Annotated in this window: 19 protein-coding genes; 12 read left to right on the plus strand and 7 right to left on the minus strand. The window is 45.5% G+C overall.

The window, feature by feature from the left end; genetic code table 11:
* The first annotated feature begins 18 nt into the window (after positions 1-18).
* The 3 genes from parE to K331_RS0113590 all read left to right on the plus strand — a co-directional run bounded on the left by parE (position 19) and on the right by K331_RS0113590 (position 5,304).
* Entirely contained in the window at positions 19-1,998 is a 1,980-nt protein-coding gene (gene parE / locus K331_RS0113580) for a DNA topoisomerase IV subunit B (protein ID WP_028590731.1), read from the plus strand.
* 107 nt (positions 1,999-2,105) lie between these two features.
* Positions 2,106-4,565: a DNA gyrase subunit A gene (gene gyrA, locus K331_RS0113585; protein ID WP_028590732.1), complete on the plus strand. Its 2,460-nt coding sequence runs from the start codon at positions 2,106-2,108 to the stop codon at positions 4,563-4,565.
* Between the two features lie 334 nt (positions 4,566-4,899).
* Complete coding sequence (locus K331_RS0113590) at positions 4,900-5,304, plus strand: MarR family winged helix-turn-helix transcriptional regulator (protein WP_018886133.1); 405 nt, start codon at positions 4,900-4,902, stop codon at positions 5,302-5,304.
* Between the two features lie 122 nt (positions 5,305-5,426).
* On the opposite strand, the gene K331_RS0113595 is transcribed toward K331_RS0113590, so the two are convergent.
* The 4 genes from K331_RS0113595 to K331_RS0113610 are packed head-to-tail and all read right to left on the minus strand — an operon-like array spanning position 5,427 to position 9,508.
* Positions 5,427-6,392, minus strand: a complete 966-nt coding sequence (locus K331_RS0113595) for a glycoside hydrolase family 43 protein (protein WP_028590733.1) — start codon at positions 6,390-6,392, stop codon at positions 5,427-5,429.
* Between the two features lie 35 nt (positions 6,393-6,427).
* Positions 6,428-7,273, minus strand: a complete 846-nt coding sequence (locus K331_RS0113600) for a carbohydrate ABC transporter permease (RefSeq protein WP_028590734.1) — start codon at positions 7,271-7,273, stop codon at positions 6,428-6,430.
* Positions 7,274-7,323: 50 nt separating this feature from the next.
* Positions 7,324-8,202, minus strand: coding sequence for a carbohydrate ABC transporter permease (locus tag K331_RS0113605; protein WP_028590735.1), 879 nt, complete (start codon positions 8,200-8,202; stop codon positions 7,324-7,326).
* A gap of 58 nt (positions 8,203-8,260) precedes the next feature.
* Complete coding sequence (locus K331_RS0113610; protein ID WP_028590736.1) at positions 8,261-9,508, minus strand: extracellular solute-binding protein; 1,248 nt, start codon at positions 9,506-9,508, stop codon at positions 8,261-8,263.
* A 266-nt stretch (positions 9,509-9,774) separates the two neighbouring features.
* On the opposite strand from K331_RS0113610, the gene K331_RS0113615 reads away from it, so the two are divergent.
* The 4 genes from K331_RS0113615 (at position 9,775) to K331_RS0113630 (ending at position 14,484) form a co-directional block, all read left to right on the plus strand.
* Entirely contained in the window at positions 9,775-10,677 is a 903-nt protein-coding gene (locus K331_RS0113615) for an ArsR/SmtB family transcription factor (RefSeq protein ID WP_028590737.1), read from the plus strand.
* A 111-nt stretch (positions 10,678-10,788) separates the two neighbouring features.
* Positions 10,789-12,279, plus strand: coding sequence for an alpha-N-arabinofuranosidase (locus tag K331_RS0113620; protein WP_028590738.1), 1,491 nt, complete (start codon positions 10,789-10,791; stop codon positions 12,277-12,279).
* Positions 12,280-12,527: 248 nt separating this feature from the next.
* Positions 12,528-12,968, plus strand: coding sequence for a MarR family winged helix-turn-helix transcriptional regulator (locus K331_RS0113625; RefSeq protein ID WP_036634889.1), 441 nt, complete (start codon positions 12,528-12,530; stop codon positions 12,966-12,968).
* A gap of 1 nt (position 12,969) precedes the next feature.
* Positions 12,970-14,484, plus strand: a complete 1,515-nt coding sequence (locus K331_RS0113630; RefSeq protein WP_156897663.1) for a DHA2 family efflux MFS transporter permease subunit — start codon at positions 12,970-12,972, stop codon at positions 14,482-14,484.
* 335 nt (positions 14,485-14,819) lie between these two features.
* Here K331_RS0113630 and K331_RS0113635 read toward each other — a convergent pair whose 3' ends face one another.
* Complete coding sequence (locus K331_RS0113635) at positions 14,820-15,533, minus strand: RluA family pseudouridine synthase (protein ID WP_404821489.1); 714 nt, start codon at positions 15,531-15,533, stop codon at positions 14,820-14,822.
* Between the two features lie 5 nt (positions 15,534-15,538).
* Positions 15,539-16,402, minus strand: a complete 864-nt coding sequence (locus K331_RS0113640) for a class I SAM-dependent methyltransferase (RefSeq protein ID WP_028590742.1) — start codon at positions 16,400-16,402, stop codon at positions 15,539-15,541.
* A 175-nt stretch (positions 16,403-16,577) separates the two neighbouring features.
* Between K331_RS0113640 and K331_RS0113645 the strand changes: the two genes are divergently transcribed.
* Positions 16,578-16,994, plus strand: coding sequence for a hypothetical protein (locus tag K331_RS0113645; RefSeq protein WP_028590743.1), 417 nt, complete (start codon positions 16,578-16,580; stop codon positions 16,992-16,994).
* Positions 16,995-17,012: 18 nt separating this feature from the next.
* On the opposite strand, the gene K331_RS0113650 is transcribed toward K331_RS0113645, so the two are convergent.
* On the minus strand, positions 17,013-17,597 hold the full coding sequence (locus tag K331_RS0113650; RefSeq protein ID WP_028590744.1) for a TetR/AcrR family transcriptional regulator: 585 nt from the start codon (positions 17,595-17,597) through the stop codon (positions 17,013-17,015).
* A 169-nt stretch (positions 17,598-17,766) separates the two neighbouring features.
* On the opposite strand from K331_RS0113650, the gene K331_RS0113655 reads away from it, so the two are divergent.
* From K331_RS0113655 to K331_RS0113670, 4 genes are all read left to right on the plus strand, one after another.
* Positions 17,767-18,342: a flavin reductase family protein gene (locus K331_RS0113655; protein WP_028590745.1), complete on the plus strand. Its 576-nt coding sequence runs from the start codon at positions 17,767-17,769 to the stop codon at positions 18,340-18,342.
* 237 nt (positions 18,343-18,579) lie between these two features.
* On the plus strand, positions 18,580-19,029 hold the full coding sequence (locus tag K331_RS0113660) for a flavodoxin (RefSeq protein ID WP_018884187.1): 450 nt from the start codon (positions 18,580-18,582) through the stop codon (positions 19,027-19,029).
* 27 nt (positions 19,030-19,056) lie between these two features.
* A complete protein-coding gene (locus K331_RS0113665; protein ID WP_028590746.1) occupies positions 19,057-19,839 on the plus strand; it encodes a hypothetical protein in 783 nt (260 codons plus the stop codon).
* Positions 19,840-20,210: 371 nt separating this feature from the next.
* A complete protein-coding gene (locus K331_RS0113670) occupies positions 20,211-20,864 on the plus strand; it encodes an HlyD family secretion protein (protein WP_025680138.1) in 654 nt (217 codons plus the stop codon).
* Positions 20,865-20,873 lie beyond the last annotated feature (9 nt).

Below are 20,873 nucleotides of genomic sequence, written 5' to 3' on the forward strand. Positions count from 1 at the left end.
GACAAAGGGGGAGCATGAATGGTCGACCAACTCGACTTGTTCGCCAGAGAATCCGGGCAAGACAAACGCAGCTCGGATTATGGCGCGGACGACATTCAAGTTCTCGAAGGGCTTGTGGCGGTACGGAAACGGCCGGGCATGTACATCGGGAGCACCAGTTCTTCGGGACTGCATCATTTGGTATGGGAAATCGTTGATAATGCGGTGGATGAGCATCTCGCCAAATTTTGCTCCCGTATAGAAATTACATTGCACAAGGACGGCTCAGTTACCATCACGGATAATGGGCGAGGGATTCCGACGGGAATGCACAAGATGGGAATTCCCACACCTCAGGTAGTCTTTACGATTCTGCATGCAGGGGGCAAGTTCGGCGGCTCCGGCTATAAGAAATCCGGCGGTCTGCATGGTGTCGGTGCTTCTGTAACGAACGCATTATCCGAATGGCTTGAGGTAGAAATCTACCGGGAAGGCAAGGCTCACCGTCAAAGATTCGAATATTGGGTGGATGAGCAGGGCACCGAGCATGTGGGCGAGCCAACGACAGGACTTGAAGTTCTGGGAAATACGTCGAAATCTGGAACGAAGGTTACCTTCAAGCCGGATATTCGGGTCTTCCAGAGCGGAATTAATCTGAATTACGATACACTGGCGGAGCGACTGCAAGAGATCGCATTCCTGAACTCCGGGCTTCGAGTGTTCATCAAGGATGAGCGCAGTGGCAGAACTGACGAGTTCTATTATGAAGGTGGCGCTAGTCAATTTGTTGCTTATCTGAATGAAGGTAAGGACGTACTGCATGATGTCATTCATTTTTCGGCTGAAAAGGACGATATTGAGGTCGAGGTAGCTGTTCAATATAATACAGGCTACACCGAGACGCTGGCTTCCTTCGTCAATTCAATTCCTACACGGGGTGGAGGAACACATGAGACCGGATTCAAAACGGCTTATACCCGTGTTATGAATGATTATGCCCGTCGTACGGGGATGCTGAAGGAGAAAGAGAAGAATCTGGAGGGAAATGATCTCCGCGAGGGCATGATGTCTGTCATTAGCGTCAAGATGTCTGAGGTAGAGTTCGTCGGGCAGACCAAGGATCAGCTCGGTAGTGCTTCAGCACGAAGTGCTGTAGATGCGATTGTAGCAGAGAGCATGCAGCGGTTCCTCGAAGAGAATCCACAGGTTGCCCAGACGCTGATTCGCAAATCCATCCAGGCCTCCAAGGCCCGTGAGGCAGCACGCAAGGCTAGAGATGAGATGCGTTCTGGCAAGAAGCGCAGTGAGAGCTCGAATCTGAACGGTAAGCTGTCCCCGGCACAATCGAAGGATTTCTCGCGCAACGAGCTGTTCATCGTCGAAGGAGATTCGGCAGGCGGCTCAGCCAAGCAGGGTCGTGATTCCAAGATTCAGGCCATCCTGCCGCTAAAGGGCAAGCCGATGAATCCAGAGAAGGCGAAGCTTGCAGATATCATGAAAAATGAAGAGTATCGGGCCATTACGGCTGCTATCGGAGCAGGGATTGGACCGGAATTTGCGGTAGAAGACAGCAATTATTCCAAGATCATTATTATGACGGACGCGGATACGGATGGTGCTCACATTCAGGTGTTGCTGCTTACCTTCTTTTATCGCTATATGAAGCCGCTGATTGATGCAGGCAAGGTGTACATAGCTCAGCCGCCGCTGTACAAGATTACACGCAAATCCGGCAAGCTGGAGACGGTACGTTACGCCTGGAGCGATGAGCAACTGCAGAATTACCTCAAGGAATTCGGGCGTAATTTCGAACTGCAGCGCTATAAAGGTCTGGGTGAGATGAATCCGGATCAGCTATGGGAGACAACAATGAATCCCGAGACACGGGTACTGCTACAGGTACAGATTGAAGACGCCGCTAAGGCTGAACGCCGTGTATCTACACTAATGGGCGACAAGGTAGACCCGCGCAAGCGCTGGATTGTGGAAAATGTAGATTTTACCGCCTTCGAGGAGTAAGATGTACAGCTAGTCTCGCTTATCATTTCATATAGTTCAAGGGCTGTAGTAGTTTTGTAGAAGGGCATGTGTTTGCCAAGAGACATGCAGAAGAGGTGCTGTTTTAGATGAGCTTATCCGAACAATTTTTACCGGCTTTTCTGGAAGAAGTCGTTGGAGACCGATTTGGCAGATACTCCAAATACATTATTCAAGATCGGGCTATTCCCGATGTGCGCGATGGCTTGAAGCCTGTGCAGCGCCGAATCCTGTACGCTATGTACGATTCAGGCAATACACCCGATAAGCCATATCGCAAATCGGCCAAGACGGTCGGCGATGTGATGGGTAACTATCATCCACACGGGGATTCCTCCATCTATGAGGGTATGGTGCGGATGGCACAGCCTTGGAAGATGGGGCATGTGCTGGTGGATGGACACGGTAACTGGGGTTCTCAGGATGATGATCCGGCTGCAGCGATGCGGTATACAGAAGCCAGATTATCTCCCATCGCATTGGAGATGTTGCGTGATATTGAGAAGCGTACGGTGCTGTTCAAGGATAACTTTGACAATACTGCCAAAGAACCCGTCGTTCTCCCTTCCAGATATCCGAACCTGTTGGTGAACGGTGTCAGCGGTATTTCCTCTGGCTTCGCTACGGAGATCCCAACCCATAATTTGCGCGAGGTGATTGATGCCTGCATAGCTGTTATGGAGAAGCCTTCCATCGAACTGGAAGACATCATGATGTTCATCAAGGGACCGGATTTCCCGACAGGTGGACTCATCATGGGAGAAGAGGGCATTCGTGACGCTTATCGTACTGGTAAAGGCAGAATCTATATTCGCTCCAAGACGGAGATCGAATCCCTCCGTGGGGGGAAACAACAGATTGTGATTACCGAAATCCCTTACCAGGTTGTGAAATCACGACTTGTTACAGCTATGGAAAATATCCGCCTGGAGAAAAAGGTCGAGGGTATTGCCGAGGTGCGTGATGAGAGTGGACGTAATGGTCTGCGTATTGTCGTCGAGCTCAAGAAGGATGCCGATGCCGATGGAATTCTCGCTTATCTGCTGAAGAAGACCGATCTGCAGGTAGCCTATAACTTCAATATGGTTGCGATCGTGAACAAGGCTCCACACCAGCTCGGGATCAAGCCTATTCTGGAGGCCTATATTCAGCATCAGCGCGAAGTGGTCACGCATCGGACTCAGTTTGATCTTGAGAAGGCCGAGGATCGTGCGCATGTGCTGGAAGGTCTGGTGAAGGCGCTCAATATACTGGATGAGGTCATTGAGGCGATTAAAGCCTCCAAGAATCGACAGGATGCACAGAATAACCTGCAATGGATGTTCGGCTTCAGTGAACGGCAGGCAGATTCCATTCTTACCCTGCAGCTGTACCGTCTTACCAATCTGGAAATCACCTCACTGGAAAAGGAATTGAGCGATATCCAGAAGAAGGTAGCTCAGTTGAGAGGTATTCTGGAGAGTGACCGCAAGCTGGTCAGCCTGATTCGCAAAGAGCTGCTGGAGATTCGGGAGAAGTACGGCATAGATCGTCGTTCGGATATCCAGAGCCAGGTTGAGGAGATCAAGGTGAATCTGGAAGTCATGGTTAGTGCTGAGGATGTATTAGTGTCACTATCCAGACATGGATATGTGAAACGTACGAGTCAGCTGTCCTTCACTCGCTCGGGAGCAGATCGTAGTGGATCAGGTGTGCGTGATGGTGACTACATTCATCAGCTCCTGGATGTGAACACACTGGATTCCTTGCTGATATTTACCCAGAAGGGGCAATACTTCCTGCTGCCAGTCCATCAGGTTCCGGAGTACAAGTGGAAGGAGCCTGGTACGCCAATAGTGAACGTCATTCCGCTCACCAAGGAAGACCGAATTGTTAGTGTCATTGCAGTGAAGTCATTGGATGAGGCCGACAAGAGTCTGGTATTCACTACCCGCAAGGGTCAAGTGAAGCGTACCGAGCTGAAGGAATACGCCACGAAGCGTTCTGGTGCTGTTGCTGCTTGTAAGGTGTCGGGCGATGATGAGGTACTGTCTGTTACGATGAGCGACGGCTCGAAGGATATTATGCTCATTACACGGGGTGGTATGAGTATTCGCTTTAAGGAAGCCGAGGTTAACCCGATGGGCCGTGTATCCGCTGGCGTGAAGGGGATTCAGCTGGCCGATGGAGACGAGGTTGTAGCCTCGCTTTGGGTTCATGAGGATGAAGGTGAGATCCTTGTCCTAACCGATCTGGGTTACGGCAAACGCTCACTGCTGCTGGACTATCCTTCACAGGGTAGAGGTGGCAAAGGAATTGCTACCTTCGAATTCAAGGAAGGCAAGCGAGTACGATCGAACGGTACACGATTAATAACTGCGGTTCACTGCAAGGAAGCTATTCAGGTACAGGTGATCACTGGAGATGGAGTTGTTACTACATTCCTTTCGGAAAAAACTCCGTTAACAGATCGCAAGGATACCGGCAAGCAGCTTGTGTCAATTGACAAGAAAGACCCGGTTGTAGATGTAGTATTCTGGCCTGAGGTAGATTCAGAGGCAGTTGAATAAAGCGGTAGTATGTATGTGTCTAGAACAGAGCCAACCTGTACGAATAGGTTGGCTCTTTACTGTACAGTCAGGAATCTATTCCTTAGGCGTATAATTCACTTCATTACGGCAGGAAGAAACCTTTTTATGGAATTAATGTCATGACATATCGGATTAATGGTCCATGAAATGGTTGATAAGCAGGAATATGGCCGCTTACGGCGAATTTGTGTTATAGGAGCAATGGATGGGCTTTAGAAATAGAGTAGAGTCTATATGATAGTGTAAGCTCTAATTCATTCTTTAGCCATGTACGGTGAAAGAACAAGCCAAATTTGGTTCGGGAGGTGAATGTGTGCAAGCATCGGAGTTCGCCAGACTGTGGTCAAGACTGACGAAGGATTACAAGGCACATATGGAAGAACAATTGGCTCCTTCATTGACAGAAGCCCAGCTTACGGTGTTAGAGCTGCTAATGGAGCATGACAGAATGAAGCCATCAGAGCTCATTCCTTACTTGGAGACAACCCCCGCGGCGGTAACGATGTTGCTTGATCGAATGGAGAAGAACGGGTTAGTTAACCGAGAGCGGGATCAGCAGGATCGGAGAATTGTATGGATTCTAATCACGCCTCAAGGTCGTGAGGAGGCCCAACGAGGGATTAGCGTACGTGATGAATTTATGTCATCGGTGTTAAGCAGAATCTCCGTTCACAATCAGAATGTATTGCTGTATCTTCTTGGGAAAATTACATCCTGATCATAGATCAGCATATGATCGGCTCCATACATACATAGATGACTAGACAAGCAGAATCCTCTCCTGGTTAGAGCATGCATCATGCGATAGACATGATGCTCTACCAGGAGAGGATTGTTTATTTACGCATTAATGGTATCTGCACGTGGAATACCAAACTGTGGTGTGCCGTCCTCATTCCAATGGATTAGCTGTACTCGTGTATGACGGTTAGGATCATACAATGGATCACCTTCGATTTCAGTATAATTTCTAGCATGAAACACGAGCAAGTCGTGCCTACCATCCTCGGTTACGGTGAAGCTATTGTGCCCAGGACCAAACTGTTTATTTTCGAAGGAAGTCGTAAATATCGGCACAGGTGATTTCATCCATGAAGCCGGATCTAGTAGATCACTATGTTCATCTGCTGTTAATAAGCCCATGCAATAATTTTCATCGGTGGCACTCGCAGAGTAGGTCATGAATATTCTGCCATTACGTTTTAGTACGGCTGCTCCCTCATTAACTAGAAAACCACGAACCTCCCAATCGTACTCAGGAATGGATAAGCATACTTGTTCTCCTTTTAAAGTCCACGGGTTCTCCATCTCAGAGATATATAGATTCGAGTTCCCTGGGATGTCCGGGTCTTTTTGGGCCCATACATAATATCGTCTGCCCTGATGCTCAAAGGTGGTCGCATCCAGGGAGAAAGAATCCCATTTCGTTTTGATTTGAGCTTTCTCAATCCAATTGCCTTCCAATGGATTCGTTGATGCATTTTCGAGTACGAACATACGATGGTCGAATAATCCATCCTTTATCTCTGAAGTACGTGCAGCGGCGAAATACACATACCATTTACCATCTATAAAATGAATCTCTGGTGCCCATATATTTGCACTCATCAAGCCCGCGCTGTGCTTCACCCAGATGGTTACTTTCTCCGCATCAATGAGACCTTCAAGCGTCTGAGAACGACGCAATTCGATTCTGTCATATTCAGGAACAGAACCTGTGAAATAGTAATAACCGTCCGTATGTTTATAAATGAAGGGATCTGCTCTTTGTTCGATTAGAGGATTTCTAAGATTGACTTCAAGCATGTTAACAGCTCCTATTATATAAATTTGATTGTTCATTATCCTTTAATGCCAGAGTTCAAATTAATGGACTGTATAAAGTATTTCTGTGCAAATAAAAATAGCAATAGGGTAGGGATGATAGCTAGCATAGCAGAGCCCATGAGCTGTCCAATCATCCGATAGTTCCCATAAATATCTTGCAGCAGCAGCAACCCTGCTGTAACAGGCATTTTCTCCACATCCGTGTATACGATGACAGGCCATAAGAAATCATTCCAAGATCCTGTGAAGGAGAACAATGCACACACGATCAGAATAGGTTTTACTAGTGGCAAAATAACAGAAGTGTAGATTGCAAAATGAGTTGCACCGTCCACATGTGCAGACTCATCCAATTCCTTCGGAATTCCATTCATAAATTGTCTAACCAAGAAGATGTTACCCATACCTGCTAGTCCCGGCACGATCATGGCCCAAGAGGTATTTACCCAACCGAGCATGTCAATGATTTTGTATGAAGGGATTAAGTTCACAACACCGGGGAAGAGAGAGATACCTAGCAAGGTGAAAAATAAAGCGTCTCTACCTTTAAACTTCATTCGAGAATAGCCGTAACCCGTAATAGAGATGACGATCACGACCAGTAAGGTATGAAGAGTAGCGATAAAAATAGAGTTGAATAACCAACGTAAAATGGGAGCGGTTGATGTATTCGTAAGAATATGAATATAATTCTCTCCCGTCCAACTTTCGGGCAGAAGACGAAATCCGGAAGAAACGACTTCACTTTGGGAACGGAATGAAGTTGTAATGCCAAATATAACCGGAAACGCCCAGATGACACATAATGTAATCAGGAATAAATACGATATGCATTTAGAAATGCTTATTTTCTTCAACATGATCGGCACCTACCTTTTTCGCAGCCTCGCTAATTTCCGTGTCTCGTGAGTTAATCCGAATTTCGATTCATAACATAATATTGCAGCGCAGAAACGATTAATATGACAAGCCCAAGCAACACAGCCATAGCAGACGCCATTCCAGCAATAGATTCTCCTTTACCGAAGGCTAAGTTCCGAATGAACATCATAAGTACTGCTGTGGTCTCATTCGGCCCCCCTTTAGTCATCATTAAGGGCTGAGCGAAGACGTTAAATGCTCCCGCTGTAGTCATCACAAAGGTATAGATCAACGGAAAACGAATGGAAGGTACCGTAATACTGAAAAATTTACGAATAGAGCCAGCTCCGTCCAGTCCTGCGGATTCGTATAGATCTTCACCAACACCACTAATTGAAGCACGGTAAATAATCATATTTCCGCCTACGCCTCCCCAGACTGAGAGGATTACGATAATCATCCAAGCGTATGGTTGATGAGTAGCCCAAGCTACATCGGAACCAAACAAATTGCTGGCAATGCCTAATTGCTTGTTGAAGATCAGAGACCAGATGAGCGCCGCAGCAGAAATAGACACCAATCCGGGAATGTAGATCACCGCTTGAATAAAGCCTTTAGCTTTAACTTTCTTGTGCTCTAAAGCTACTGCAACAAGTAACGGGATAACAATCAGCGGTGGGACGGTGAATAGTACGAATAATAAGGTGTTTTTTAGTCCACTCAAAAATTGAAAATGAAAGGTGGATGAGGTATCAAATAAAATGGTTCTGTAATTATCAAAACCTACAAATACAGGATCACTCATCAAATTCCATTTGGTGAACGAAGCGTAAATTCCATAGATCGTAGGAACTAATATAAACAAAGCAAACAAAATAAGGTGGGGACCTACAAAAAATGCAGGTGACCAGTTGAGTTTCCTTTTCATAGGCGGTAGCTTCTCCTTCTGTAAGGCTATTACTCATGGTACGTCCTGTCGCTACATACTATTTTGTCTCGGCTGGTTGTTGTACGGTCTCTGCAATCTTGTCTTCTACATATTTCTGTGCCTTCTCTAATCCTTCATCCAGTGTAATGTTCCCACGAATAAGATCAGGCGCATAGGTGTCTAACGCCTCGGCGACATATGGATAGTACTCATACGTGTAAATATGAAGAGAATGGGTCTCTGCTTCATTTGAGGTAAAGAAGGACTGCATGAATTTGTCATATTCGGGACTTTCAATGACTTGCTTGCTCGCGACGATCTGACCAGCTTCGGCCCATTTAATCGAATTCTCACGAACGAACTCTAGGAATGAAGCGATGCCTTGTTCCTTCTCCGGCGCCCGTTCTTGATTTTTTAACAAGGAAAATAGATGAGAGGATGCTCTGTTCGTAAATTTATCTGGAGAGAAAGAGTAAATATTAGTTACGCCAAAATGAAGACCTTCGACAGCAGCGTGTCCGGTTGAGCTCCAAGTACCATCCGTAGAGAACAACACATTGCCAGATTGGAACATCAAATATCCATCTTCACCAAATGGGGTCATTAAGCCGGCATCATTTATTTTTTTGATTTCTTCGATGGCTTGTCGCATTTCGGGTGTATCGACTGTAGGTTGACCGTCTTGCTCTACATCGCCGCCGAGATTCTGGATTTGAGCCAACAGTACCCAACTGATTAGAGCGTCATTAACGACGTAGTCGCCTTCTTTTAATTTTCCTTGCAGTGATAGCATTTCATCGAAGGTAATAACATCATCGTCCAGAAAATGTTCCACGTCGTATTCTTTTAGTAAATCTTTATTGTAGTACATCGCATTACTATGAATGTCCAAGGGGACCGTATATTGTGTGCCATCAATCGTACCTGCTGACCACGCTTGGGGAAGATAATTTGATTCTTTAAGCTCTGGTTGCGCTTTCAACACTTCGGTTAAGGGTGTGAGCAATCCTTGCTTTACGAAACTAGGAACACGATCCGCATGAATAAGAGCTAGATCTGGCACGCCTTTGCCTGAATTTAAAACGGTGGAGACCTTGGTGTACATGTCAGCGGTGATCACGTGTTTTATTTTTATTTCAGGGTTAGTTGCATTGTAATCTTTGACCAGCTGGTCCATGTAAGCACCATCATCACCCGTTAGTGGAGTCCAGAATGTGATGGTGTTCTTGTCACTTCCCCCACAACCAGCTAACAAAGTTACGGTTAACAACATGAATGTCAGTAGTAAACCTGTTCTTTTCCTCATGAGTTGTTCCTCCTCTTCAGATTTGTGTTGCAAATGGATAATTATAGCAGGTGGTTGTTTGAGGTTCAGTATACTTGTGGTTAGAAATCATGTCAAACATATTTGTAAATCTAACACGATAAATTTTCTATTTGGTTAACTTATTAGTTAACTTAATATCCTTATTTAGTATTGAAATAGAATTAAAACAACAAATATGTTAAGGTGAAGGGAGTGGATTTTATCATATAATTAATTTACATAAAAATCGCAAAGGATGAGACTGCATGCAATTAGACATTGATGTGTCCTCTTTGGTTGTGTACGAGGCTTTGGCAAGTGAAGTCCGAATCAAGATCATTCAGTTATTGTCGAAAAACAAAATGAATATTAAAGAATTAGCGCAGGAACTTGAGCTAAGCAGTCCTATTGTGGCTAAACATGTTCAAAAGCTGGAGGATGCTGGAATCATTAGAACAGAGAAAATACCAGGTAAATCAGGTCTGCAGAAGATTTCAATTCTCAAGGTGGATCACATTGAGATTAATTTCCCCAAGAAGATATTTCATTCCTTTGCATCTTACGAGACGTCAGTACCGATCGGTCATTACACAGATTATGATCTCAAGCCAACTTGTGGCTTGGCGACCGATAAAGAATTCATAGGCCGTGTCGATGAGCCTAAGTTCTTCATGGACCCCAAGCGAGTGGATGCAGAAATTCTTTGGTTTACGCAAGGCTTTGTCCAATATAGCATTGCTAATTTTTTGAATAAGGAAGAAAAATTACAGCAATTCGAGATCAGTCTGGAGCTTTCATCTGAATTTCCATTCTCGAACGATGTATGGCCATCGGATATTACTTTTACACTGAATGGGCTGGAGCTTGGGACATGGAGGAGCCCCGGTGATTTTGCGGATACAAGGGGAAAATACACACCTAGTTGGTGGCCACACAATATTAATCAATATGGATTATTGAAAACGATTCGAATTACAGGGCATGGGACATACATTGATGGAGATCCAATGTCGGAAGTGTCAGTTGCTGATCTTGATACCTTGTGTGATCGGTGGGTGTTACGTATTGAAGTAAAAGAAGACGCAAGCTATGTTGGTGGAGCCACTATTTTTGGTAAAAAGTTTGGAAACCATCCTCAGGATATCAATTTCAAGCTATTTTATTTGTGATGTATTTGTTTTAAATAAACATAAAAAGTTTCAGTATTTTATTTACAAAAGCAGTTCCGTATGTTAATTTTAGCTCAATCTGAAAATATGATCTAAACAGGAGGGATTTACATGGGAAATTCTGTTCTGGTACATACAGATTGGGTCAAAGGTACGATTAACAAACATATTTATGGACAATTCGCGGAGCATTTAGGGCGATGTATTTACGAGGGACTATGGGTGGGAGAAGAATCAAGCATTCCTAACACCGATGGCATTCGTAATGATGTATTGAAAGCGCTACAAAAGTTAAATATTCCTGTGCTTCGCTGGCCGGGTGGCTGTTTTGCGGATGAATATCATTGGAAGGATGGTATTGGTCCCAAGGAGCAACGGAAGAAGATGATCAATACGCACTGGGGCGGAGTCGTCGAGAATAATCATTTTGGCACACATGAGTTTTTTCGATTATGTGAATTGCTCGGTGCAGAGCCTTATATTAACGGTAATGTCGGCAGTGGAACGGTACAGGAAATGTCCGAGTGGATAGAATACATGACGTTCGATGGCGAATCTCCTATGGCGAACTGGCGCCAAGAAAATGGGAGAGAGCAGCCCTGGAAGCTGAAATATTTTGGTGTCGGTAATGAGAATTGGGGCTGTGGCGGCAATATGCGCCCTGAATATTATGCGGATTTGTATCGTCAATTCCAGACATATGTACGTAACTATGGCGACAATGTGCTGTACAAAATTGCTGGTGGTGCCAACGTTGACGACTACCATTGGACAGAAGTGCTTATGCGTGAGGCTGCACCATTTATGGACGGGCTAAGCTTGCACAATTACACCATTCCAGGCTCTTGGGAAGAGAAGCAGCATGCACTTGGCTTTGATGAAGCAGCATGGTTCGAGACGCTGAAAAAGGCACTTCATATGGATGAGCTGATTACAAGACACTCTACCATTATGGATAAATACGATCCGAGCAAGCGAATTGGAATGATCGTTGATGAATGGGGAACATGGTTTTTGCCAGAGCCAGGCACCAATCCGGGCTTTTTGTACCAACAGAACACCTTGAGGGATGCACTCGTAGCTGGCCTACATTTTCACATTTTCCATCAGCATCATGAGCGTATTCATATGACGAACATTGCACAAATGGTGAACGTCCTACAGGCCATGATTCTGACAGAAGGAAATAAAATGCTGCTGACACCGACATACCATATCTTTGAGATGTTCAAAGTCCATCAGGATGGAAAGGTGCTGGCAACCTCGGTCGAGCACAGTCATTATGAACTTAACGACGAGAAGCTGCCGGAATTCACGGTATCCTCCTCTGAGGATGCAGAAGGCCACATTCATATTAGCTTATGTCACCTTAATCCGAATGCCTCTAGTAAAGTGAATGTGGAGTTGAGGGGATTACAATCGGACATTAATGTTACAGGAACTGTGCTGACAAGCTCATCTATGCAAGATCATAATACGTTTACCGAATTGGACAAAGTGAAGCCAGTAGCCTTTGCAGACTATAGCTTCCACCAGCAACATCAGCTTGATGTGGTGCTACCTCCAATGTCTGTCGTTATGCTGACGATTAAAAAGAAATAGAGCTTGTGATGCGACAGCTGTAAAAGCTACCTCGATATCCAAAGGGCTATTTTCTTCCACGTGAAATGGAAGGAAGTGGCCTTTTGTTTGTGTTGACATTTACATATCGGAAGTGTAACATGTGCTTATTAGTTCGTATGCGAAATATATTAATATGAAATATACGCAAGCGAAATATATACATGCGAATGATTGTGATTTTGTATGTTTAATCTATTTGTATGTTTAATCTAGAGGAGGACGGATTCATGGAAAGGAATAAGGAGGTGTACCGCATTGTTCAATCATTCAGAAGAGTTCACCATGCTTTCATGCAGGTATTCTGGGAGCAAGGAGAACAGAAGAGCCTGACACCTGTGCAATTTCTGGTCTTGTCAGTACTGCTGGAGCGCCCGAATACTAGCCTGACCGAGCTGGCTGAGCGTGCCCACATGGGCAACAGCACGATGAGTGGAGTGGTTGAGCGTCTTGTGAAGGCTGGATACATCAGCCGAGAGCGGCTGCCGAATGATCGGCGTTCACTTACACTTCGGATTACTAGCGAGGGTGAGCAGATCCGAAATGATATTGAGAAGATGTGGATGGACCGTGTCTCCGGAATTCTTGATATTCCAGTGCAGGACCGGGACATCATATTAGATATCCATCAGCAGATTATATCGAAGCTTACAGCTAAAGGAGTGGATTAACATGGGGAATCAAGCAGATGTAGCTGTTGATGACCAGATGAAGACTATAAAAAAAGCACCAATCGTGATCGCTTTACTGATTGGGGCATTTGTTACGTTGTTGAATCAGACCCTTATTAATGTAGCGTTACCTAAGATTATGGGTGATTTATCCATAGACACCCCTACGGCACAATGGCTCATTACAGGCTTTATGCTGGTAAACGGCGTTCTGGTTCCGGTTACGGCTTATTTAATGGCCAAATTCAGTACCAGACAGCTGTTTCTCGGGTCGATGGTCTTATTTACATTGGGAACTATCTTGTGCGGCTTAGCGCCTAACTTTGCTGTTATTCTAATTGGACGACTCGTGCAGGCTAGCGGTGCGGGCATCTTGATGCCGCTCATGACCGTGGTGCTGCTGAATATTTTCCCGATTGAGAAGCGCGGGCAGGCCATGGGAATGGTGGGTGTGGCCATGATCTTTGCTCCAGCGATTGGACCGACCCTATCCGGATATATTGTACAAAATTATGATTGGCGCGTATTGTTCTGGATTATTTTGCCCGTGTCGGTCATTGCCTTACTTATTGGTGCACTATTCCTGAAAAATGTTACACAGCTGTCGAATCCCAAGCTGGATAAGCTGTCTGTCGTGCTGTCCACACTTGGATTTGGGGGCTTGTTGTATGGCTTCAGCTCCGCTTCGGATGGCTGGGACCGTCTACCGGTGTATGGCTGTCTGATCATTGGGGCCATCTCCTTGCTGCTGTTCATTCGCCGCCAACTGCGGGCGTCTGAGCCGATGTTGGAATTTCGCATTTTCAAATATAACATGTACAGCTTGACGACAGCCATTAACGTAATTGTAACCATGTCTATGTATGCTGGGATGATTCTGCTGCCGCTGTTCCTACAAAATGTCAGAGGCTTCACTCCATTGGAATCTGGCCTGTTGTTGCTCCCAGGCTCCATTCTGATGGGCATTATGTCCCCTGTGACGGGCATGATCTTTGACAAAGTAGGAGCACGCTGGTTGTCGATTGTTGGTCTGCTTATTATGACCATTACGACGCTGGAATTCTCACGTCTGTCGATGGACACGAGCTACACAGAGCTGATGATTAATTACACCGTGCGAATGTTCGGTATGTCCATGATTATGATGCCCATTCAGACAGCGGGTCTCAATCAGTTGCCGAATACACTAAATGCACATGGTACAGCTATGTCTAATACGTTGCGGACCATTGCGGGCTCGATTGGTACAGCTGTGCTTGTCACGATTATGACCATTCAATCCACCTCATACGGTGAGAAGCTTGCTCTGACACAACAGGTATCCCCAACAGATGCGAGTGCCATGTCTATAATCAAAAATGAAGCCTTAGTTTATGGAATTAACCATGCATTCTTAGTGGCGACTATCCTGTCCGCCGTGTCATTGATTCTGGCTTTCTTTATCAAGAACACGAATCCGCGTAAACAAGAGGAAGGTGCAACAGCCAAGAAATCGCGGATGGCGACATCATCCTAACTTCATCATTGGGAGTTCGATTGCAAGGGAAATATGCACCATGAGACTGAAATATAAACTGTACTGTAAGTCCGCATTGTGAAGTCCGTTTGTAAGTCTGTGTGGTAAGACAACAGCGTAACAGGGTTGAAAGGGTACCTCCCAGTAAATCGAATCTTATGGGCCATACAAATAAAAGGTCGAAGACGTGCTCCTTGCCCGAGCATCTGTCTTCGACCTTTTGTTGCATGTTGAGACATATAGAAACTACGTCAACTCAACTCAGCGAAAAAGCTGTTCTGCCGCTGTCTGATCCACGAGGTTGCAGGTCCATAGCATGATGGGGAGGGCCAAGACTACAGATCCTCGTATAACTGCGCTGGCCACTCATTCCAGGGGAAAGCAAGTGGCGGCATGGAGCGGAATAACATGGGCTCCTTCGTAATAGGGTGAGGAGCACCAGCCTCCAATGACCACAGGGCAAGCTGCTGTCCGGGCTTGTTAAGCTGCTGCCCGTATTTCTGATCCCCATACAGTGGACATCCAATGTTGCTTAGCTGAACTCGAATCTGATGAGGTCTGCCAGTATGTAGCTCTACTAGAAGAAGGCTCAGCCCACTAGCATGACCCAGAGTTTGATAATCGAGTAAGGCCTCCTTGGCGCCAGGCTGGCTTGGTCTAACGACCTGTACCGTATTCGTACGGCTATCCTTCAGCAGATAATCCTTCAGGCGAGCTTGTGGAGCCGGCGTGCCATGTACGACTGCTAGGTAGCGCTTATGGAAGCTGCGACTTCTTACTGCCTCCGATAGTCTGGATGCTGCTTTGGAGGTCTTGGCGAAGATCATGGTGCCGCCTACGGGTCTATCCAAGCGATGGATCAAGCCGAGAAATACGTTACCAGGCTTTTGGTGTCGAATCTTGAGATCTTCCTTCAGCAGGCTGAGCAGATCGGGATCACCGCTGGCATCCTCCTGTGTCGGAACATTGACTGGCTTCTCCACGGCAAGAACATGATTATCCTCATAGAGCACAGGGATGCCTGAGCTGAGGCCAGATTCATGCATCATGGCGATTATGCCTCCCAGCGGCCCAGAATACCGCAAGGCAGGTTCAGACCAGAACGACTGATGGGCAGGCCGATCTCGCCTGTGCTGATGCTACCTCCGTATTTCGGCTTCATGGTCATGCTCAGCATATTGTGGAGGATGGATGGCGATATTCCGGTAGTATAGGAGTTAATCAACAGGAACAGAGGCTCATCCGAGATAATCTCCATACACGACTCCAGGAACGGATAAAGGCTCTGTTCAAGCTTCCAGGTCTCCCCGCTTGGTCCTCGTCCATAGGATGGAGGGTCCATAATAATGGCGTCATAACGATTGCCTCTGCGTTGCTCGCGTTGTACGAACTTGAATACGTCATCCGTAATAAAACGAACAGGCCGATCTGACAGGCCGGAGAGCTGCACGTTTTCTTTTGCCCATTGGACCATGCCCTTCGCTGCATCTACATGCACGACACTTGCTCCAGCCGCTGCAGCGGCAACTGTGGCACCGCCTGTATAAGCGAACAAGTTCAGCACAGAGATAGGTCTTCCTGCTGCGGAGATCTTGTCCATCATCCAGCTCCAGTTAGCTGCTTGTTCCGGGAATAGGCCCGTATGCTTGAAGCTCGTAGGCTTAATGTGGAATTTGAGCTGCTTGTAGCCAATGGTCCAGCGTTCAGGAACGGGCTTCTTCATATCCCAGTTGCCGCCGCCGGAGGAGCTACGGTGATAGTGACCATGCACTTGCTGCCACTCGCTAGTCTCAGAGGTCAAGGGCCATATAATTTGCGGGTCCGGTCGACGCAGGATGATGTCACCCCAACGCTCCAGCTTTTCGCCGCCTCCCGTATCGATTACTTCATAGTCTTTCCAGCCGTCTGCAACGTACATTGTATAATCATTCCTTCAACAGTCATTTGGACACTATTGTACAACAATTTTGACCAAGCACGCTACCCGGAGTGCTTATCTCTTACTATTGTTGATTAAAGCTGACATTATTCGGTTAAGGTAGGGTATAGGTTCAATGTGCGGATAAATGTCCTGTGAAGGGGGTGTCAAACGGATGCAGAGCAGCATGCACAAAATTGCACTTGTGCTCCTATCGTATGGCTGTCTAGTCACTGTTATCTATGGTATAGCAGCTCTGGAGTACGAGGTGTCCGTAGGACTTGGTTGGACGCTGAATGGGCTGGTGCCCGCACTAGTTGGTTATGGCTTATGGAGGAAGGCTCGACAAGCACGGCAAGCTGACTTGCAGAAAACTATTCTGCGACTAGCAAAGCAGCATGACAATCTACTGACTGCAGCGGACGTGGCCCTTGAGACGGAGCTGGACATGGGTGAAGCAGAGCAGCAGCTGGAAGTTATGCGGACAAATGGGCTCATGCGGCTGAAGGTTGCTGACAACGGGACGTGGGTATATGAATGCAGCTCGCTGCTGACGATGGAGGAGAAAAGGAAAGCAGAATCCTTGTACTGAACTTAACGATGTAGATGATCAATTTCGGTCACTAGGATCGGTCACTAGGAAGGGTAAGGCTTTTTCTATATATTGTTCTGCCGAGGAAGACCCATTCTTTTTCCAATCTACAGATGCTGCGTAAATTCCGTTGCTTAATATGACTGCACCCACCCTGAGCCCTTCGGGATCACGATTAGATTGTTGCTTAAGCAGTAGAGAAAAAAATAAGTTTTCCAGATCAATTTTGATTTTTTGTTCAACCATTGTACTAAATGCTTCATAGCTCCCACTACATTGGGGGCTTAAGTGTGAATTCTCCATCGTCTCTGTATGAAAATCAGCTAATGCAAGGAAGATCGTTACATAAGTTTCCTTATTTAATTTATCGAGATAGTCAAGGTTTTTAAAAATGCTGTCTATTACAGCTTCTTTAATGACAACATCCAATAAATCATACTTATCATGAAAATGGGAATAAAGAGTTGCTCGATTGACAGTTGCTTCATCCGTAATATCTTTTATAGTAATATCCTTGAAGTTCTTTTTTAGAATGAGCTTGATAAAAGCATCCATTAACAATTTTCTTGTCCGCAAAATACGTGGATCAATTTTGTGTGTCATTCTCTGTGTACTCCTCCCTCTCCTGAAGAGATAGACGACTATTTTTCCTGTTTGTTGTTTAAGCGATAAAATCCGAACATTGATGATTGATGATCAATAAACATCAACTTACAATTCACTATGTTACCAAATAATACATTGATCGAACAGGAGAACAGGAGGATTACAAATGAGACAACCGATTGATTATGTTTCAGGACATGCATACCCTGGTATGGTGGTCCTTGTGACATCTAAACATGAGGATAAACACAATATAATGGCGGCTGGTTTCCACACAACGATAGGCTATGCTCCCCTTATTTATGGTGTTTCGTTACGAAAGGAAGCATATTCATACGATTTGATTATGAACAGTGGTAATTTTGGTATTAATTTTGTTCCAGCAAAGCTTGCTGAACTCATTCAGATTGTAGGAACTAGGAGTGGGAGAGATGTAGACAAATTCTCTGCGTATAACATCGAATATGATAATGGTATGAAGCTGGATGTTCCAATATTAAAAGAATCTTATTTTGCTTATGAGTGCAAGGTAATAGATGTAAGAAACTATGGAAGCCATGATTTTGTAACTGGGGAAATCCAGACTATTTACAAAGATGAAGAGAAATTTATAGAAATAGACGGATGGACTATGCCAAATATGAATAAGTTAGAGGTTCCTCTTTATTTAGGACGTTCTGTATATGCTACTTTCAATGGTGATGCAGAGCAGAATGATTATGTAAAGTATCGTTTTAAATAAAGAAAGCTGGAGCTGGGGACTCAATGATTAGCTTCCAGCCTCCACTCCAATACAGTCATGATGAACCAAGTCTCAACAGCAAATAATATGGTTCTTCATGTTGTCCGCCTTGTACAGGCGGGCTTTTTTACTTCTTGAGAAATAATGCTTCATTTTTTATATTTGACAATGAGAATCATTATCAAATATGATGGATATAGAATATGGATCATGAGCCAGAAAGCGAGGATTATATAGATGAAATTTATCATTGTGTACGCAAGCATGACAGGAAATACCGAGGAGATTGCCGAGCTGATTGCGGAGGGGATTCGCCAGGAAGGGCATGAAGTCGTATTGAAGGAATCCCATGAGTGCAGTGCTTCACAGTTGCTGGAGTATGATGGATACATTATGGGATTGTACACATGGGGCGACGGAGAGCTTCCTGATGAATTTGAGGATTTCTTCGAGGAGCTGGATGAAGTGGATCTCGCGGGTACGCGCACTGCACTGTTCGGCAGCGGAGATACATCTTATGCGGAATTCTGTGGAGCTGTAGATTTGCTCGAAAATAAGATCAAGGAACGCGGAGCTACTGTGGTGCAGGAGAGTCTGAAGCTTGAATTTAATCCAAGGGATGATGAGAAGGAGACCTGCCGCTCCTTTGGACGTCAGTACGTACAACATAGTAAAGAACCAGTATGATGTATGCCAAGAAGGGAGTGAAGCTGGATGAAGAATGCTGATCAGGAATCGGTCTCCCTTCCGCTGCTGATGGACTATCAGATCGAGCATTTGTGGCGTTGCCCTTATCGGCTTCAGAAGGCGGAGCAGAAACCCAATCGCAGACAGAGCTGGGACTGGGAGCATCATGTTCAATACGCGGTTGGTCACGCTCTTAGTGAGTACTATCACCTGCGCCCTGAGGTCAGGAATGAAATTCCGCTGCAATATATGCTGGAGAAATGGTGGCCTAAGCGGCCGGATGGCTTCGAATCCGTAACGCATTATTGGGAGATGAAGCACCAAATCACTGCGGGAATCTACAAAGTAGGGACCTCGAATCAGGACCTGGGCGTACCCGTCCTATTATACGAGCAATTCCGTACACCAATCCCAGACTTGGCCATCGAGCTGTCGGTTATTATTCAAGCTATGTGGCAGCAGGCTGATCAAGGTCAGCCGATGCTGGTACAGAAATATTTGGTCAGCTACCATGAAGCGGTCGTTGAGGCTTACCGCCATCTGGTGACTATCTTTTGTCACTATGCCTTTGGTCGGCTTCCTTCCAGCATTGAAGTCTTTTGCTTGCTGGAGAATCGCAGATTGACCTTCTTTACACATCGCCAGTCCTTAAGTCAGGCTATGGATTATGTGGCTTTGCTGCGAGATTCCTTAAAGGATGTCCAGCGGAGCAGCCGCGAATGCCAGTGCGCATCGTGTGTGTCCCGGCGAATGAGCTATTTGAATCGCGTGGAGTCGGCAGGGGAAGGGCCAGGTAGACTGCTGAGCTGAGTAGGTATTTGAGCTTATCAAACATGTTTATTGTGAAAGTACATATAACGGTTGCTTCAGGCTTTGCGGCATTTCGCCGGTCCTGAGCAACCGTTTTTTGTTGTGATTCATACAGAATATTTTGGTATTGAGCCAATTTTGTTATTGATTATTTGAAGAATACTTATATAATATATCATTAGTTTCATATGTTAAAATTGTAATATGGTGCTTCGTGACTAGCTGTAAGGGACAGTCATAGCAACAGGAGATCGCACATGATGTAGAGCAATAAGGGGATGAGGGACATGTTGATTAGGTAAAAATGTAAAATGTTTCAAATTGTTAATGTTACATTTTCATAATAAATATAGAACTGGAGTGGAAAGGCAGTGAGCAAGAAGACAATATTGCCGGTGTTAGTCATTTTATTGATTCTCAGCGGCGGAACAATCGGATTCTATTACTGGTATCAAGGCTCGCATTTTGTGAAGAGCGAGGATGCTCGAATTCAGGCGGATGCCTATAAGGTTATGCCCTTGATCTCAGCGGAAATTACACATATTGATGTGGAGGAAGGCGACGAGCTGCTCAAGGATGAGCCTGTGGCAGAGCAGGACGTTAGTGGACTGGATTCCAGCATGATTAACAAGTCCGTTCTCCATGCCCCGATCAGTGGCACCGTCATCAAGGTGCATGCCAAGGAGCATGAAATGGGAACACCAGGGCAGGCTGTAGTGACGATGGCGGACATGAATAGTTTGTACGTATCAGCGAACATTGAAGAGACAGACATTAGTCGCATCGCGGCTGGGCAGCTAGTGGACGTTACGCTGGATGCAGCAGGCAATCGTTCGATTCAAGGGAAGGTCAGAACCATTGGCCAGGCTACGAATTCCGTCTTTTCCCTAATCTCTTCCGTCAATACGAGTGGTAACTACAATAAGGTTACACAGCGAATCCCCATCGAAATTGAATTGAACGTTCCTGAAGGTATGAAGTTAATTCCTGGCTCGAACGTTGAAGTGAAAATCCATACAAAATAGGAGGGGTAA

This window comes from Paenibacillus massiliensis subsp. panacisoli DSM 21345, from assembly GCF_000426545.1.
GTDB classification, from domain to species: Bacteria; Bacillota; Bacilli; order Paenibacillales; family Paenibacillaceae; genus Paenibacillus; species Paenibacillus panacisoli.